Annotated in this window: 17 protein-coding genes; 11 read left to right on the forward strand and 6 right to left on the reverse strand. The window is 68.7% G+C overall.

What is annotated here, in order from left to right:
- The first annotated feature begins 53 nt into the window (after nt 1–53).
- Entirely contained in the window at nt 54–740 is a 687-nt protein-coding gene (locus A3A5_RS0131120) for a DUF484 family protein (protein ID WP_018314357.1), read from the forward strand.
- A 25-nt stretch (nt 741–765) separates the two neighbouring features.
- The gene (locus tag A3A5_RS0131125) at nt 766–1,842 is read left to right on the forward strand and encodes a tyrosine recombinase XerC (protein ID WP_018314358.1); all 1,077 of its coding nucleotides are present in this window, start codon (nt 766–768) and stop codon (nt 1,840–1,842) included.
- Between the two features lies 1 nt (nt 1,843).
- On the opposite strand, the gene A3A5_RS0131130 is transcribed toward A3A5_RS0131125, so the two are convergent.
- Nucleotides 1,844–2,800: a transcriptional regulator GcvA gene (locus A3A5_RS0131130; protein WP_018314359.1), complete on the reverse strand. Its 957-nt coding sequence runs from the start codon at nt 2,798–2,800 to the stop codon at nt 1,844–1,846.
- A 248-nt stretch (nt 2,801–3,048) separates the two neighbouring features.
- Here A3A5_RS0131130 and A3A5_RS0131135 point away from each other — a divergent pair, with 248 nt between their 5' ends.
- The 9 genes from A3A5_RS0131135 to pcp all read left to right on the forward strand — a co-directional run bounded on the left by A3A5_RS0131135 (nt 3,049) and on the right by pcp (nt 10,555).
- On the forward strand, nt 3,049–3,417 hold the full coding sequence (locus tag A3A5_RS0131135; protein WP_018314360.1) for a DUF2917 domain-containing protein: 369 nt from the start codon (nt 3,049–3,051) through the stop codon (nt 3,415–3,417).
- A gap of 170 nt (nt 3,418–3,587) precedes the next feature.
- Nucleotides 3,588–4,343: a lipoyl(octanoyl) transferase LipB gene (lipB, locus tag A3A5_RS0131140; RefSeq protein WP_018314361.1), complete on the forward strand. Its 756-nt coding sequence runs from the start codon at nt 3,588–3,590 to the stop codon at nt 4,341–4,343.
- Nucleotides 4,344–4,383: 40 nt separating this feature from the next.
- A complete protein-coding gene (lipA, locus tag A3A5_RS0131145; protein ID WP_018314362.1) occupies nt 4,384–5,379 on the forward strand; it encodes a lipoyl synthase in 996 nt (331 codons plus the stop codon).
- Nucleotides 5,380–5,639: 260 nt separating this feature from the next.
- Complete coding sequence (gene pxpB, locus A3A5_RS0131150) at nt 5,640–6,287, forward strand: 5-oxoprolinase subunit PxpB (RefSeq protein ID WP_018314363.1); 648 nt, start codon at nt 5,640–5,642, stop codon at nt 6,285–6,287.
- On the forward strand, nt 6,284–7,303 hold the full coding sequence (locus A3A5_RS0131155; RefSeq protein WP_018314364.1) for a biotin-dependent carboxyltransferase family protein: 1,020 nt from the start codon (nt 6,284–6,286) through the stop codon (nt 7,301–7,303). The genes pxpB and A3A5_RS0131155 overlap by 4 nt, the downstream gene beginning before the upstream one ends.
- A 55-nt stretch (nt 7,304–7,358) precedes the next feature.
- A complete protein-coding gene (gene pxpA, locus A3A5_RS0131160; RefSeq protein ID WP_018314365.1) occupies nt 7,359–8,099 on the forward strand; it encodes a 5-oxoprolinase subunit PxpA in 741 nt (246 codons plus the stop codon).
- 100 nt (nt 8,100–8,199) lie between these two features.
- Nucleotides 8,200–8,928 (forward strand): DUF969 domain-containing protein, encoded by a 729-nt coding sequence (locus tag A3A5_RS0131165; protein WP_018314366.1) that lies wholly within the window; start codon nt 8,200–8,202, stop codon nt 8,926–8,928.
- Nucleotides 8,929–8,938: 10 nt separating this feature from the next.
- Nucleotides 8,939–9,889, forward strand: a complete 951-nt coding sequence (locus tag A3A5_RS0131170) for a DUF979 domain-containing protein (protein WP_018314367.1) — start codon at nt 8,939–8,941, stop codon at nt 9,887–9,889.
- Nucleotides 9,890–9,904: 15 nt separating this feature from the next.
- Complete coding sequence (gene pcp, locus A3A5_RS0131175) at nt 9,905–10,555, forward strand: pyroglutamyl-peptidase I (protein ID WP_013955216.1); 651 nt, start codon at nt 9,905–9,907, stop codon at nt 10,553–10,555.
- A gap of 10 nt (nt 10,556–10,565) precedes the next feature.
- Here the strand turns inward: pcp and A3A5_RS0131180 are convergent, their stop codons facing one another.
- Genes A3A5_RS0131180 through A3A5_RS0131200 form a run of 5 tightly spaced genes read right to left on the reverse strand, consistent with a single transcriptional unit; the run spans nt 10,566 to nt 15,479 of the window.
- On the reverse strand, nt 10,566–11,816 hold the full coding sequence (locus A3A5_RS0131180) for a VanZ family protein (RefSeq protein ID WP_018314368.1): 1,251 nt from the start codon (nt 11,814–11,816) through the stop codon (nt 10,566–10,568).
- Between the two features lie 19 nt (nt 11,817–11,835).
- On the reverse strand, nt 11,836–12,525 hold the full coding sequence (locus A3A5_RS0131185; RefSeq protein ID WP_026201317.1) for an ABC-type transport auxiliary lipoprotein family protein: 690 nt from the start codon (nt 12,523–12,525) through the stop codon (nt 11,836–11,838).
- Nucleotides 12,526–12,535: 10 nt separating this feature from the next.
- Nucleotides 12,536–13,477 carry an MlaD family protein gene (locus A3A5_RS0131190; protein ID WP_026201318.1) on the reverse strand — a complete coding sequence of 314 codons (942 nt, stop codon included), beginning with the start codon at nt 13,475–13,477 and terminating at the stop codon, nt 12,536–12,538.
- Nucleotides 13,474–14,346, reverse strand: coding sequence for an ABC transporter ATP-binding protein (locus tag A3A5_RS0131195; RefSeq protein ID WP_018314371.1), 873 nt, complete (start codon nt 14,344–14,346; stop codon nt 13,474–13,476). The genes A3A5_RS0131190 and A3A5_RS0131195 overlap by 4 nt, the downstream gene beginning before the upstream one ends.
- Nucleotides 14,343–15,479 carry an ABC transporter permease gene (locus tag A3A5_RS0131200; RefSeq protein ID WP_018314372.1) on the reverse strand — a complete coding sequence of 379 codons (1,137 nt, stop codon included), beginning with the start codon at nt 15,477–15,479 and terminating at the stop codon, nt 14,343–14,345. The genes A3A5_RS0131195 and A3A5_RS0131200 overlap by 4 nt, the downstream gene beginning before the upstream one ends.
- Nucleotides 15,480–15,489: the final 10 nt, after the last annotated feature.

The raw sequence follows: 15,489 nt of genomic DNA on the forward strand, positions 1-15,489 counted from the left end.
CCGGCCCCCTTTGCTAAACTGCCACCAACTTTACCTCTACCGGTCCACGCCCCATGAACGCCCAAGACGTTGCCGCCTACCTGCAGAGCCATCCCGAATTCTTCGAAGAACACGCCGAGCTGCTGGCCGCGGTGCAGCTGACCAGCCCGCACAGCCACCGTGCCGTGTCGCTGCAGGAGCGCCAGATGGAAATCCTGCGCGAGAAGAACAAGGGCCTGGAGCTGCGCCTGGCGGACCTGGTCCGCCACGGCCATGACAACGACCGCACCCAGCAGCGCATGCATGCCTGGCAGCTGCGCCTGCTGGCCGAAGCCGATTCGCACGCGCTGCCCTATGCGGTGCAGGACGGTCTGCAGCAGGTGTTCGACGTGCCCGCGGTGGCGCTCAGGCTGTGGGACGTCGCCGAGCAATACGTCCATATGGAAGTGGCGCAGGGCGCCAGCGAAGACCTGCGCATCTTTGCCGAAGGCCTGCGTGCGCCGTACTGCGGCAGCAACGGCGGCTTCGAGGCGGCGGGGCTGCTGGAGCGCGGCGATATCACCTCGCTGGCGATGGTGACGCTGCGCGTGCCGGTGCGCGCGGCCGATGCCGGGCCCGGTGCAGACGTGCGCGGCGCCGCCTTTGGCCTGCTGGTGCTGGGCTCGCCCGATCCGCGCCGTTTCCACGAAGGCATGGGCACCGCCTACCTGTCGCAGATCGGCGAAGTCGCCGGCGCCGCGCTGCACCGGCTGCGCGACTGAGGCGCGGCGGCCCGCGCCTGACGCCATGACTGCACGCCGGCCGCCTCGCAGCGTGGTTGCGGATATCGCGCCTGCCAGCGACAGCCCGCCGCCGGCACCCGAGCCGCTGGTCACGCGCTACCTGGACTGGCTGCGCGGCAGCCGCAAGCTGGCCGGGCACACGCTGACCAGCTACAGCCGCGACCTGCGCGTGCTGCAGGGGCACGCGGCGCGCTATGCGCCCGGCGTGGCCCTGCTGGCACTGCAGACCCACCATATCCGCAACTTTGCCGCGCGGCTGCATGGCGCCGGGCTGGTCGGCACCAGCATCGCGCGCACCTTGTCGGCCTGGCGCGGTTTCTTCCAGTGGGCGGCGCGCCACGGCCATGGCGTCACGGTGAACCCGGTCGACGGCGTGCGCGCGCCGCGCTCGGGCCACGCGCTGCCCAAGGCGTTGTCGGTCGAACACGCGGTGGCACTGGTCGCGCATCCTGCCGGAACGGATGCCCAGGCACTGCGTGACCATGCGGTCTATGAGCTGTTCTATTCAAGCGGGCTGCGGCTGTCCGAGCTGGTGCAGCTGGACCTGCGCTATGCCGATGCCGACGGCTACCGCTCCAGCGGCTGGCTCGACCTGGCCGGGGCGGAAGTCACCGTGACCGGCAAGGGTTCGCGCCAGCGCTCGGTGCCGGTCGGCAGCAAGGCCATCGAGGCGCTGCGCGCCTGGCTGGCGGTGCGCGACACGCTGCTGCGCCCCGGCGCCTTGCCGGAAGATGCTCACGCCCTGTTCCTCGGCCCGCGCGGGCGGCGCCTGTCGATGCGCACGGTGCAGTTGCGGCTCAAGCAACAGGCGCTGCGCGCCGGCGTGCCGGCCGATGTGCATCCGCATATGCTGCGGCATTCGTTTGCCACCCACGTGCTGCAGTCGTCGGGCGACCTGCGCGCGGTGCAGGAGATGCTGGGCCATGCCAGTATCTCGACCACGCAGGTCTATACCGCGCTCGATTTCCAGCATCTGGCGAAGGTCTACGACAAGGCCCATCCGCGTGCCGGACGGGCGCGCGCCAAGCCCGCGGAGGCGGGCCCCGATGCGGCCGATGCCGGCGAAGCCTCGGAAGACTAGCTCACTCCCACTGCGCCAGCACCTCGCGGAAGCCCTCGATCTCGGGCAGCAGCCAGCCGCGGAACGCCTGCACCTTGGGCAGGCTCAATGCGCCCGGAGCGCACACGAAGTACAGCAGCCACGGGCAGGGGATGCCGACATCGAACAGCCGCACCACGCGCCCGGCCAGCAGGTCGTTGCAGGCCAGCGAGGAGCGGATCAGCGCAATGCCCTGGCCTTCGGACGCAGCCTGCAGCAGCAGCGAGGAATCTTCCAGCAGCAGCCCCTTGCGCGGCTCGGGCCAGTCCAGCCCGGCGGCCTCGAACCACGGCTTCCACGGGTCGCCCTCGCCGCGCAGCAGCGGCAGGCCGGCCATGTCCTGCGGCCGCTCGGGCAGGCGACCGCCATTGAAGCCGGGGCTGCAGACCGGGAAGAAGACATCGTCCAGCAGCCGTTCCACATACAGGCCGGGGTAATCGCCGCTGCCCATGCGCAGCGCGATATCGACTTCCTCATGGGCAAAGTTGACCAGCGTGTTCGACGACAGCAGCTCGACATCCAGCTCCGGGTGGCGCTCGATAAAGCTGCCGATGCGCGGCGTCAGCCAGCGCGCGGCAAACGACGGCATGGTGCTGATGGTCAGGCGCTTGTCGCGGTTGCCGGCCTGCAGCGCGCGCGTGGCATCGGCGATCTGCAGCAGCGCGTCACGCACCCGCTCGGCATAGAGGCGCCCCGACGGCGTCAGCGCGACGCGCTTGCCGTGGCGCTCGAACAGCGGCATGCCCAGTTCTTCTTCCAGCGCGCGGATCTGGTGGCTGACCGCGCCGTGCGTGACAAACAGCTCCGTGGCCGCCCGCGAAAAGCTCTCGTGCCGCGCCGCGGCTTCGAAGGCGCGCAGCGCGGTCAGCGCCGGCAGGCGCGGCAGTTCGCGGTGCCAGCCGCGCGGCAGGTCCTTTTCCCAGGCGCTCTTCCATGCCATGGTGGTCTCCAGGCGGTCGTGTGTATGTGAGTTTGTCTAACAAGAACAAAGAAAATATATCGTTTTGATAGTGGCCGGGCAATCACTAATATTCCATCACCGGCCCCCGCAGTAGTCATTGTCTTCACGGCGATATTCATAGGATTTAACTGGCCTGGTCCCCTTGCCGGACCAGTTCCGGTGCCCCGCCGCGAATTCCTACTGTGTCTGGCGTATTCCCGCCGCGGCCGGCTGAACGGAGAACCACCATGAAAACCGTGCTCACAACGACCGTGTTCACCCTGAGTCCTGGCGAAGTCACCACGCTGTCGGTGCATGCTGCCCAGCGCCTGCATGTCGAAGAGGCCCGCGGCACCGACGTATGGCTGACCCGCGAGAAAGATTCAGAGGACTACTGGCTGCGTTGTGGCGGCAGCCTGCTGCTGCGCTCGGGTGACGAGGTGGTGCTGAGCGTTGACCCGCGTGCGCTGCAACCGGTGCGTCTCGCCCTGATCGCGGAAGCGCGCCGCCCGGCGCTGGCGCTGGCTGACGTGCCGCACCTGGTGTACCGCAGCCTGCGCCGCCTGGTTCGAGGCACGGAGTGGACGCCTAACCAGGACAAGGTCACCGCATCCTGAGGCAAAGGCTGGCGGGGCGTCGTCCGCATCACACCGCGACCGCGGGCATCTGCGCCTGGTCTGGTCGCGGGACGCATCGGATGATTCTCGCCAGACGACACCCTGAGCGGGCAGCAGAAGTGACCGAGGCAGGGCCGGCGCAAGCCGGCCCTTTTCGTTACACTCTCGCCATGCATCCGATTCAAGTCATCGAACGCGGCCGCGAGGACTATCAGCCGTGTTTCGACGCGATGCGCGCCTACACCGCCGCACGCACGCCCGAGACGCCCGACCAGGTCTGGCTGGTCGAGCATCCGCCGGTCTACACCCTGGGCCAGGCGGGCGACCCCGCGCACCTGCTGGCCCCGGACGACCAGATTCCGGTCGTGCAGATCGATCGTGGCGGGCAGATCACATATCACGGTCCCGGCCAGGTCGTGGCCTACCTGCTGCTCGATCTGCGCCGCCGCCGCCTGATGGTGCGCGAGCTGGTGCACGGCATCGAGCAGGCGGTGCTGGACACGCTCGCGGCGTATAATCTCCCAGCCGAACGCAAGCCCGGCGCCCCCGGCATCTACCTGTCCGACGGGCCGCACCAGGGCGCCAAGATTGCCGCGCTCGGCCTCAAGATCCGCAACGGCTGCAGCTACCACGGCGTCAGCCTCAACGTGCAGATGGACCTGTCGCCGTTCCTGCGCATCAATCCCTGCGGCTATGCCGGGCTGGAAACAGTCGACATGGCTACCGCGGGCGCCACCTTCGCGGCGGCGGATGCCAACGGCGCCCCCTTGCCCGTGACCGCGGTACAACAACCGGAAATCGCACAGCGCCTGGCGGCAGCATTGTGCGAGGTGCTGGCAGCGCATGAAGCCCGCGCGCTGGCTGCCGAAGGAACTGCCGCCCCGGCTGAAGCGAAGCAGCCGAGTGAGACGGCCCTGGCCTCCTAGTCAAAAGCGAAATGCACGCTGAGCGCGTGCGGAGAAATGTATGAGCGACGCACTGATCGCCACTTCCAGCGAAGCCCCGCAGTCCCCCGCGGAGCAGTACGACCCGACCCGCAAGCAGAAGTCGGCCGACAAGACCGCACGCATCCCCATCAAGATCGTGCCGGCCGAAAAGCTCAAGAAGCCGGACTGGATCCGCGTGAAGGCCGCCACCGGCAGTTCGCGTTTCTATGAGATCAAGGACATCCTGCGCGCCAACAACCTGGTGACGGTGTGCGAGGAAGCCAGCTGCCCCAATATCGGCGAGTGCTTCGGCAAGGGCACCGCCACCTTCATGATCATGGGCGACAAGTGCACGCGCCGCTGCCCGTTCTGCGACGTGGGCCACGGCCGCCCCGATCCGCTGGACGTGAACGAGCCGGGCAACCTGGCCCGCACCATCGCCCAGCTCAAGCTGAACTATGTGGTGATCACCAGCGTCGACCGCGACGACCTGCGCGACGGCGGCGCCCAGCACTATGTCGACTGCATCTCGCAGACGCGCGAGCTGTCGCCCGTTACCCGCATCGAAGTGCTGGTGCCCGACTTCCGCGGCCGCCTGGACAAGGCGCTCGACATCCTGCAGGCGTGCCCGCCGGACGTGATGAACCACAATATGGAAACCGTGCCGCGTCTGTACAAGCAGGCCCGCCCGGGCGCGGACTATGCGCACTCGCTCAAGCTGCTGCAAGAGTTCAAGCGCCGCAACCCGAACGTGCCGACCAAGTCCGGCCTGATGGTGGGCCTGGGCGAGACCGACGAGGAAATCCTCGACGTCATGCGCGACATGCGCGCCCACGATATCGACATGCTGACCATCGGCCAGTACCTGGCGCCGTCGAACCACCACCTGCCGGTGCTGCGCTACGTGCATCCCGACACGTTCAAGATGTTCGAGGAAGAGGCTTACAAGATGGGCTTCACCCACGCTGCCGTGGGCGCGATGGTGCGCAGTTCGTACCATGCCGACCAGCAGGCGCATCAGGCGGGGTTTGCCTGAGCAGGGCTTGTCAGTGGATGGAATAAGAAAACGGCCGGATTTCCGGCCGTTTTTCTTTGGGTCTTGCGTGGCTACTGACGGCTGCCGGTAGCGGGCCTGAGCTCCGGGTCAGTCAGCCGATCCTAGGGTCAACCCCGACTGTCCAGTGAAGTTCCATTTCGATATGATGAATTCATCGATAAATTATCGATGAAATACAAACACGTCACTTTTCCGGTTTGCCTGCCTACACTGGTAGCAAGTGCGCTACCGGGACTCTCATGAACTGCATCGTCCACCGACTCGCCGAGCAGGCGTTGCTGTACAGCGTGGCGCCTCCCGCCTCGCTGGAAGTCCAGCGCCGGATCTGGGCCATGGCTGCCCGCGCGGCGGACTGGCGCGGGGTGGTTGACGTGGTGCCGGGCATGAACAACCTGACCGTGATCTTCGACGGCAGCGCCGACGTAGACGCGCTGGAGCGCAACCTGAAGCTCGCGTGGGCCTCCGGCGAGGCGCGCAATGCGACCGGCAAGCTGGTGGAGATCCCGGTGCGCTATGGCGGCGAGCATGGCCCGGACCTGGGCGATGTGGCGGCCCATACCGGGCTGACGCCGCAGGAAGTGGTGCGCCGTCACGCCGCCGGCGAGTACGTCGTCTACTTCCTGGGCTTCCAGCCCGGCTTTGCCTATATGGGCGGCCTAGCGCCGGAGCTGGCCACGCCGCGCCGGCGTGAGCCGCGGGTGGCGGTGCCGGCCGGGTCGGTCGGCATTGGCGGCGAGCAGACCGGGATCTATCCGGCGGTGCTGCCGGGCGGCTGGCAGCTGATCGGGCGCACCGACGCCGAACTCTTCGTGGCGGACCGGGATCCGCCGTCCCTGTTCGCGCCCGGCGATACCGTGCGCTTTGTGGCCGAGGAAATCATCGCGTGATCGAGATCATTCGTCCCGGCGCGCTCGCCTCGGTGCAGGACCTGGGCCGTACCGGCTTTCGCCGTTTTGGCGTGGGCCGCTGCGGGGCCATGGACATGCTGGCGGTGGAAGTCGGCAACCGCCTGCTCGGCAATGCGCCGGGCTGCGCCGCCATTGAATTCACGCTGGGCCGCGCCGCGCTGCGCTTCCATGCCGATATGCGCGTGGCGCTGGCTGGTGCTGAATGCGGCGCCAACCTGGACGGCGTGGCCGTGTGGTCGTGGCATGCCTTTGACGTGCACAAGGGCGAGACGCTGACGCTGCCGTCGACGCGCGGCGGCACGCGCGTGTACCTGTGCGTGGCGGGCGGCATCGACGTCGAGCCGGTGATGGGCTCGCGCAGCACCGACCTGAAGTCAGGCTTTGGCGGGCTGGGCGGGCGCGCGCTGCAGGAAGGCGACCGCCTGGCGGCGGGGCGCCCGGGGCTGTTGGCCGAGACCGACTGGATCGGCGTGCAGGCGCCGTCGTGGGCGCTGCCCGCCAGCATCGAGGGCAAGGCCACGCCGGTCCGCATGCTGCCGGGGCCTGAATATGAGGACTTCGACGCGGCATCGCAGGCCGCGCTGTGGCAGGCCGACTGGACCGTCACGCCCAACAGCAACCGCATGGGGCTGCGCCTGAACGGGCCCGCGCTGGCGCGGCGCGCCGAGCGCAGCGCCGACCTGCTGTCGCATGGCGTGGTGCCGGGCGTGATGCAGGTGCCGCCGGGCGGCCAGCCGATCGCGCTGATGGCCGATGCGCAAACCACCGGCGGCTATCCCAAGATCGGCGTGGTGATCGGCGCCGACCTGTGGCGGCTGGCGCAGGTGCCGCTGGGTGCGCCGGTGCGTTTCGTGCAGGTGACGCTGGCACAGGCAGAGGCGGCGCAGGCCGAGCTGGAGCGCTACCTGCGCCAGATCGACCAGGCGCTGCGGTGGCAGGGCGATGGCATGCCCATCGCCGCGCGGCGGCGCGCACGCACGCGCGTGGCCGCATAGGCGCGCACGCGCAACAGCAATCGGGCGACGCAAGACGCCGCACAGGAGAATGGCAATGCAGATCGATTTGAACGCCGACCTTGGCGAAGGCTGTGACAACGACGAGGCGCTGCTGGCGCTGATCAGTTCGGCCAATATCGCATGCGGCTGGCACGCGGGCGACGCGGCCACCATGGTGCAGACGGTGAAATGGGCGCTCGCGCGCGGCGTGGCGATCGGGGCGCACCCGAGCTACCCCGACCGCGAGAACTTCGGCCGCACCGAGATGCAGCGCGACCCGGAAGCCGTCTACGCCGACGTGCTGTACCAGATCGGCGCGCTCGACGCGATCGTGCGCGCGCAAGGCGGCGAACTGCATCACGTCAAGCCGCATGGCGCGCTGTACAACCAGGCCGTGCGCGATCCGGCGCTGGCCCGCGCCATCGTGCGCGCGGTGCGCGACTTCGATGCCGACCTGGTGTTCGTCGGCCTGGCCGGCAGCCAGATGATCGATATCGCCAGGGAGGCCGGCCTGCGCGTCAAGCAGGAGGTCTTTGCCGACCGCGGCTACAACCCCGACGGCACGCTGGTCAAGCGTGGCACGCCGGGCGCGCTGCATGAGGACGAGGAAGTCGCCCTGAACCAGACCCTGACCATGGTGCGCGAGAAACGCGTGCGCGCCATCGACGGCACCTGGGTACCGATTCAAGCCGAAACCGTGTGTCTGCACGGCGACGGCGCCCACGCGCTGGCCTTTGCGCGCCGCATCCGGGAACGGCTGGGCGCGGAAGGCATCGCGGTCCGCGCCGGCGACTGAGCACTCCGTCTCAAGCGCCAGCATCCACTGCGGCCGGCCCCGTCGTGCGGTAAGACGGCTGCCGTCCGCTCGCCTCCATCACACTCGTTTGGTGTCTCTTATGGAACAGGCAGTCAATCTCTGGCCCCTTGTCGGGGTCGGCGTCATCATCATCGGCTTCGTGCTGCGCTTCAATCCCATGCTGGTGGTGGTGCTCGCCGCACTGGCCACGGGGCTGGCCGCGCCGATGCCGCTGATGCAGATCTTCTCGGCGATCGGCACCGCCTTCGTCAAGGCGCGCAACCTGCCGCTGATCATCCTGCTGCCGCTGGCCGTGATCGGCCTGCTGGAGCGGCACGGGCTGCGCGAGCATGCGCAGGCATGGATTGCGCGCATCGCGTCGGCCACGGTTGGCCGCCTGCTGATCGTCTACCTGGGCGTGCGCGAGCTGACCGCCGCGATCGGACTGACCAGCCTGGGCGGGCACCCGCAGATGGTGCGCCCGCTGCTGGCGCCGATGGCCGAGGGCGCGGCCGAGAACCGCTTTGGCCACCTGCCCGAGCCGGTGCGCCAGCGCGTCCTGGCGTTCTGCGCCGCCACCGACAATGTGGGCCTGTTCTTTGGCGAGGACATCTTCGTGGCCTTCGGCGCGATCGCGCTGATGCACACCTTCCTGCTGTCGTCGAACCTCGACGTGGAGCCGCTGCATATTGCCGTGTGGGGCATTCCCACCGCGATCTGCGCCTTCCTGATCCACGCCGTGCGCCTGAAGCGCCTGGACCGCTGGCTCGAGCGCGAGCTGGGCGGCAAGGCCGCCCCGGCCGCCGTGCCTGCCAAGAGCGCCGAGTAAGGAGCGCGCCATGATCATTTCCATCGAATATCTCTACTGGCTCGCCGGCCTGGTGCTGGCGATCACCGCGCTGATGACCTTCGCCGACCGCGAGCATCCGCGCCGCCTCAGCACCGGCCTGTTCTGGCTGCTGTACGCGATCGTGTTCCTGATAGGCGACCGGCTGCCGCCGGCCGCGGTCGGCATCGGCGCGGTGGTGATGGCGCTGATTGCGGGCTTTGGCGGCGTCGGTCACGGCAAGCACCACAGCCTGCCGGAGGAAGAACGCCGCGCCAGCGCGCGCCGCCTGGGCAACAAGCTGTTCATTCCGGCGCTGCTGATCCCGCTGGTGACCGTGATCGGCACCATGTTGTTCAAAAACGTCAAGATCGCCGGCCTGCCGCTGCTCGATCCCAAGAACGTGACTTTTGTCTCGCTGGGGATCGGCTGCCTGATCTCGCTGGCGGTAGTGTGCTGGCTCACGCGCGACACCGTGGCGCAGGGCCTGCGCGAGTCGCGCCGGCTGACCGATTCGCTGGGCTGGGCACTGGTGCTGCCGCAGATGCTGGCGATGCTGGGCCTGGTGTTCGCCGACGCGGGCGTGGGCAAGGCCGTGGCGCACCTGTCCACCGCCTATATCAACATGGACTACAAGCTGGTGGCGGTGGCGGTCTACTGCGTCGGCATGGCGCTGTTCACGGTGATCATGGGCAACGGCTTCGCGGCCTTCCCGGTGATGACCGGCGGCGTGGGCGTGCCGATCCTGGTCGGCATGTTCGGCGGCAATCCGGCGGTGATGGCGGCGATCGGCATGTTCTCGGGCTATTGCGGTACGCTGATGACGCCGATGGCGGCCAACTTCAATATCGTGCCGGCGGCGCTGCTGGAACTCGACGACAAGAACGCCGTGATCCGCGCGCAGGTGCCCACCGCGCTGGCGATCCTGGTAGCCAATATCGCGCTGCTGTACTTCCTGATGTAACTGCGGAGCCCCGCCATGCGTACCGTGCTGCTGACCGGCTTCGAGCCGTTCGAGAATGAACCGATCAATCCCTCATGGGAGGCAGTGCGCGCGCTCGACGGCGAGCGTGTGGGCGACGCGGTGATCGTGGCGAGGCAGCTGCCGTGCGTGTTCGGCGCGGCGATCGATACCATCGGCGAGCTGGTCGATGTGCTGCGGCCCGCGCTGGTGATTGCCGTGGGCCAGGCCGGCGGGCGCGCCGAAATGTCGGTGGAGCGCGTGGCGATCAATGTCGACGATGCGCGCATTGCCGACAACGCCGGCGCCCAGCCGATCGATACCGCGATCGTGGCAGGCGGCCCGGCCGCCTACTTTGCCACGCTGCCGATCAAGGCGATGGTGCGCGACATGCGCGCGGCCGGCGTGCCGGCCTCGGTGTCGCAGACCGCCGGCACCTTCGTCTGCAACCATGTCTTCTACGGGCTGATGCACCGGCTGGCGCAGCAGCCGGATGGCGATGTGCGCGGCGGCTTTATCCATATCCCCTACCTGCCCGAGCAGGCGGCGCGCCATCCGGGCCAGCCGAGCCTGGCGCAGGAAACGCTGGTGAAGGGATTGCGCGCGGCGGTGGCGACGGCGCTGTCGACCCGCGCCGATGTGCGCGAGCAAGGCGGGCAGCTGCACTAGTCCCGCCGCGCTATTCCTGCGTACCGGCCGCGGCCGCCTCACGGTGCGCCGCGGCTTTTTTCCTGGCATGGCGGCGCAGGCTGACCTGCTCGAAGCGCCAGATCACATAGCAGAACGCCAGGAACGGCCACAGCCAGCCCAGCCATTGCGCCAGGCTGTTGAAGTGGATGAAGCGGCCCATGCGCCAGCCTTGCTCCGAGATCCATGCATAGGGGTTGGATGGCAGCACATTGGTCAGCACCACCAGCACGATCAGCGCCACCATCGCCAGCACCGCACGCAGCCAGCGTGGCAGGTACAGCAGCAGCGCCAGCACCAGCGAGCTGGTCAGCAAGGCAAAGCGCCCGCCCTCTGAGAGCCAGACAAAGGCGCTCTCGGACGGAAACTGCAGTTCGGCCGCGGTGGCCTTGAACAGCAGCGCCGCGGCCAGCAGGCCGGCCAGGATGCGCAGCATCGGCGCGCTGCGGCGCATTGCGAACGAGGCGAACAGGCCCGTGCCGACCCAGCTGCTGGCGGTCACCAGCGATTCCAGCAACTGCTGGCTCTGCATGTCCTCGGGCCGCAGGCCGATATGGTCCTGCCAGGCCTCCAGCTGCGGGAACACCATCTGCAGCACCTGCATCGGCCAGGACTCCGGGTCGGTCAGCCATTCGCGCACGATGCCGCCCATGCCGAACAGGTGCTCTTGCGGAAACACCTGCGCAAACGGCCACAGCAGCAGCAGGATGATGGCAAAGCTGGCGTGCGGCTCGAACCACGCATGGCGCAGGCGCGTCAGGCGCCCGTCGTCGATCAGGGCCCGGGTGAACGGCGCCACCACCGCGCCGCCCAGCAGCGCGCCCAGCGCATTGGTGATCAGGTCGATATTGGAAGAGATGCGGCTTGGCAGCCAGGTCTGGAAGGCCTCCATGCAGGCCGACAGCAGTGCCCCGGCCACCAGCGCCACCAGCGTGGCGCGCCCGCCCGACATGCGCGGATGCAGCGACAGCACCACCAGCGCGCCGAACGGGAAGTATCCCAGCACATTGGTCAGCAGGTCGAAGTCGGTGATGTAGCGCGGCTTGGGCGCGCTCAGGAAGGCAAACGGCGAAACGCCGTTGTCGACCCAGCCCGAGAACGGGTACAGGCTGGCGTACACGACCAGCAGCGTGAAGCAAATCAGCCCCACGCGGGCCAGCGGCGAGTGCTGCGGGCCGGCAGGTTCTGGCCTTGACTGAGCCGCCGGGGGCGGCGCGGAGGGCGGCAGGGGAGCCGGCTCCATGGCATTTCTCCTTGCGTATCTACTTTAGCTGCAGCGTGCCGATCCAGTCGAGCAGCGCCGCGATCACGGCGTCGCTGGCCTCGGCCAGCGCCCTGGCGCCGCCGGCGCCATCGGCGCTGGCCGCGGGCCGGCGCGCCTCGAAGGTCTGCTGGCCGAGCATGCCGTGCTGGAACACCGTGGCGCGCAGCCGCACCACGCCTGCGCTGGTGGTGGCGCTGTCGAACACCTGGTCGAACTCGATCAGGTCCACCTTCAGCGCCGGCACGCTGCTGTCGCCGAACCAGCTCAGCGTGCCGCGCGCGGCCACGGCCTCGCGCAGCCGCTCGTCGAACAGGCGCGTGGGCGACATCACCCAGCGCTGCGTGGCGTAGGCCTGCAGGCGCTGCGCCTGCGCATACTGCAGCCGGTAGAAGAGGGCGTTGCCATCCAGCCAGTTGGGCCCGTCGGTCTGCGCCACGCGCAGTTTGGGCAGCCGCGCCGGCGCGGGGTTCCCGTTGCCGGGGCTGGCGGCGGCCGGCGGGCCGAGGTCGTAGGTGACGGTGGGGTCGTTGCCGCGCGTCAGCGCGCAGCCCGACAGCGCCAGCCCCGCGGCGGCGGCCAGCAGGGCGGCCTGGAGGCGGGATCGCGCGGATCGGAGAAAGCGTGGCATCTCGGTCGCAGGGTTCACGGCGGTGTCTCGCGGTTGACGGTATCGGGTCAGGGGTGGCATGCGGGCCGCGCTACGGTGCGCTGAAGCCCTGCTCGCCCGGACCCGGCGCGGGCGTGGGCGCGCCGAACAGCACGCTGCTCGGGCTTTCATTGAACTGGCCGGCGGCGCGCTCGAAGGTGCGCGCGGTCTGGCGCGCGTCGCGGGCCAGGCCATTGAGCTGCGGCAGGGTCTCTTCGCTGAAGGTGCCCGCCGCGGACTGCACCGACGAGGCCGCGCCCTGCAGGTCGCGGCCGACGTTGTCGACCGTGCGCATCACCGTGCCGTTGGGGTTGGCCAGCTCCTGCGTCAGGCGCCGGGTCGATTCCAGCGTGGCGTTCAGGTTCTCGCTCACCTTCGGCAGCCGGTTGGCGGCCGGGGCCAGCGAATCGGACAGCCGCGAGTAGTCTTCCGCGGTCTTGCGCACCGCGTGGATCGCGGCCATCAGCTCAGTGCGGTTGGCGCCCTGGAACATGTCGTTGAGCGAGGCCATCATAGTCTCGACCTGCGTCAGCAGCGAGTCGCCGCGCTTTTCCAGTTCCTCGAAGAAGCCTGGCCGCATGGCGATGCGCGCCACCGCCTTGGGCGAGGTCGGCAGCGGCGGCGAGGCCGTGGCGCCGTCGTGCGTGGCGGCGTCGTCGAGCTGCACGTAGGCGATCCCGGTCACGCCCTGGAAGCCCAGCGTGCCATAGGTGGTGCGCGTGATCGGCGTGTCCTTGTTGACGTTGACGCGCACGATGATCTGGCCCGGCACCTGCGGGTCGAACTTGATCGACTCGACCTTGCCCACCGCAAGCCCACGGTATTTCACGTCGCCCTGCGGCTGCAGGCCGTTGACGGTGGAGCGCGTGATCAGGTCGTATGGCACGCGCACGGCGTGGTCGCTGCTGAACCAGAAGATTGCGAACAGCACCAGCACGGCCAGGCCGATGGTGAACACGCCGGCCAGGAATGCGTGTGACTTGTTTTCCATCATGCTTCTCCAGGGGGCGCCGCATCCGGCTGCCCGTGCGGTGGCAGCGCCTGCATGGCGCGCTGGGCGCGCTCGCCCAGGAAATACTCGCGGATGAAGGGGTGGTCCACCTTGACCACGTCAGGGATCGGCGCCGCGGCAATCAGCTTGTGGTCGGCCAGCACCGCGACGCGGTCGGACAATGCCACCAGCGTGTCCAGGTCGTGCGTGATCATCACCACCGTCAGGCCCAGTTCGCGGCGCAGTTCGCGGATCAGCGCAACGTAGTCGTCCGAGGCCATCGGGTCCAGCCCGGCGGTGGGCTCGTCCAGGAACAGCAGCTCGGGCTCCAGTGCCAGCGCGCGCGCCAGCGCCACGCGCTTGATCATGCCGCCGGACAGGTCCGCCGGCATCTTGTCGGCATCGCGCGCCGACAGCCCCACCAGTTGCAGCTTGAGCAGCGCCGCCTGGCAGATCAGGTTGTCGGGCAGCGCGCGCAGCTCGCGCAGCGGCAGCGCGATATTGTCGATCACCGACAGCGCCGAGAACAGCGCGCCGCGCTGGAATTGCAGCCCCCAGCGGTTGCGCAGCGCCTGCAGCTGCGCCGGGCGCAGCTGGGTCGGGTCTTCGCCGAACACCTTGATGGAGCCCGAGGTGGGACGCTCCAGCCCCACGATCTGGCGCAGCAGGACGGTCTTGCCGCTGCCGGAGCCGCCAACGATTGACAGCACCTCGTCGCGGTAGACGTCCAGGTTCACATGGTCATGCACCACCGCCTTGCCGAAGCGCTTGACCAGGTCGCGCACCTCGATGACCGGGGTGCGGTCCGCCTTGCGCTCCGGCCTACGTCCGGGTTTGCCGTCCGGCGTGGCGTTCGCTTGCGCCGCGCTCACAGGCCCACGTCCTTGAACAGGATGGCGAAGACCGCGTCGGCCAGGATCACCATGGTGATCGCGGTCACCACCGAGGCGGTGGTGCCTTCGCCCAGGCTTTGCGTATTGGGCTTGATGCGCAGCCCAAAGTGGCATGCGGTCAGCGCAATCAGGATGCCGAACACCACTCCCTTGCCCAGTCCGAGCCACAGGTTGGCCACCGGCACCGCATCGGGCAGCTCGCGCAGGAAGAAGGTGGCGCTGATGCCCAGTTGCCAGCGCGCAGCCAGGATGCCGCCCGCCAGCGCCATCACGTCGGTCCAGGCCACCAGCAGCGGCATGGCGATGGCCAGGGCGATCACGCGCGGCATGATCAGCCGGAAGCCGTGCGAGATGCCCATCACGAGCATGGCATCGAGCTCTTCGGTCACGCGCATCACGCCGATCTGCGCGGTGATGGCCGAGCCCGAGCGCCCCGCGATCAGGATTGCCGCCAGCACCGGCCCCAGCTCGCGGATCACCGCCATGCCCAGGATGTTGACGATAAAGGTGCTGGCGCCAAAGGTGCGCAACTGGTTGGCCGACAGGTACGACAGCACGATGCCGATCAGAAAGCCCACCAGCGCGGTGATGCCGAGCGCCTTGTAGCCGACGTTATAGATATTGGCCGAGATCTCGCGCCAGGGGCCGCGCTGCGGCATGCGTGCAAGGCGCAGCAGGTCGAAGGCCAACTGGCCCAGCATGCTGACGCCGCGGCCCAGTTGCGCGCCGAACGACAGCACGCTGGCGCCGAACAGCGTGACCGGGTTGAAGCGGTCCACCATGTGCTTCTTCCAGCCCTCGTCCTGCACCGCGGCGATGCGCTCGAACACGCGGCGCTGGCCCTCGCTGGCATCGAGCCGCTGCGGCAGCGCGCCGTTCCAGGCCTGCCACAGCAGTTGCCCGCCGATATGGTCCAGCCGCTCGACGCCGGCCAGCGACCACTGCGCGCTGTCTGGCGCCTGTGCCAGCTCATGCAGCTGCGCGCGCAACTGCCGCGCCTGGTGGCAGCCGGCCAGGGCGAGCGCGGTCCAGTCGCCACGCAGCGCTACGCTGACGGTTCCGTCCCCGCGCGTGATATGGAAGTCTGGCGTCGTCTGGCGTTCCAAGGGCATGCGATGTGAT

Source organism: Cupriavidus sp. UYPR2.512, from assembly GCF_000379565.1.
GTDB lineage: Bacteria > Pseudomonadota > Gammaproteobacteria > Burkholderiales > Burkholderiaceae > Cupriavidus.

Excerpts from the sequence above, each read along its gene's own strand:
- A3A5_RS0131120 (WP_018314357.1), top strand. The coding sequence starts at position 54 with ATGAACGCCCAAGACGTTGCCGCCTACCTGCAGAGCCATCCCGAATTC.
- A3A5_RS0131125 (WP_018314358.1), top strand. The coding sequence starts at position 766 with ATGACTGCACGCCGGCCGCCTCGCAGCGTGGTTGCGGATATCGCGCCT.
- A3A5_RS0131130 (WP_018314359.1), bottom strand. The coding sequence starts at position 2,800 with ATGGCATGGAAGAGCGCCTGGGAAAAGGACCTGCCGCGCGGCTGGCAC.
- A3A5_RS0131135 (WP_018314360.1), top strand. The coding sequence starts at position 3,049 with ATGAAAACCGTGCTCACAACGACCGTGTTCACCCTGAGTCCTGGCGAA.
- lipB (WP_018314361.1), top strand. The coding sequence starts at position 3,588 with ATGCATCCGATTCAAGTCATCGAACGCGGCCGCGAGGACTATCAGCCG.
- lipA (WP_018314362.1), top strand. The coding sequence starts at position 4,384 with ATGAGCGACGCACTGATCGCCACTTCCAGCGAAGCCCCGCAGTCCCCC.
- pxpB (WP_018314363.1), top strand. The coding sequence starts at position 5,640 with ATGAACTGCATCGTCCACCGACTCGCCGAGCAGGCGTTGCTGTACAGC.
- pxpA (WP_018314365.1), top strand. The coding sequence starts at position 7,359 with ATGCAGATCGATTTGAACGCCGACCTTGGCGAAGGCTGTGACAACGAC.
- A3A5_RS0131165 (WP_018314366.1), top strand. The coding sequence starts at position 8,200 with ATGGAACAGGCAGTCAATCTCTGGCCCCTTGTCGGGGTCGGCGTCATC.
- A3A5_RS0131170 (WP_018314367.1), top strand. The coding sequence starts at position 8,939 with ATGATCATTTCCATCGAATATCTCTACTGGCTCGCCGGCCTGGTGCTG.
- pcp (WP_013955216.1), top strand. The coding sequence starts at position 9,905 with ATGCGTACCGTGCTGCTGACCGGCTTCGAGCCGTTCGAGAATGAACCG.
- A3A5_RS0131180 (WP_018314368.1), bottom strand. The coding sequence starts at position 11,816 with ATGGAGCCGGCTCCCCTGCCGCCCTCCGCGCCGCCCCCGGCGGCTCAG.
- A3A5_RS0131185 (WP_026201317.1), bottom strand. The coding sequence starts at position 12,525 with ATGCCACCCCTGACCCGATACCGTCAACCGCGAGACACCGCCGTGAAC.
- A3A5_RS0131190 (WP_026201318.1), bottom strand. The coding sequence starts at position 13,477 with ATGATGGAAAACAAGTCACACGCATTCCTGGCCGGCGTGTTCACCATC.
- A3A5_RS0131200 (WP_018314372.1), bottom strand. The coding sequence starts at position 15,479 with ATGCCCTTGGAACGCCAGACGACGCCAGACTTCCATATCACGCGCGGG.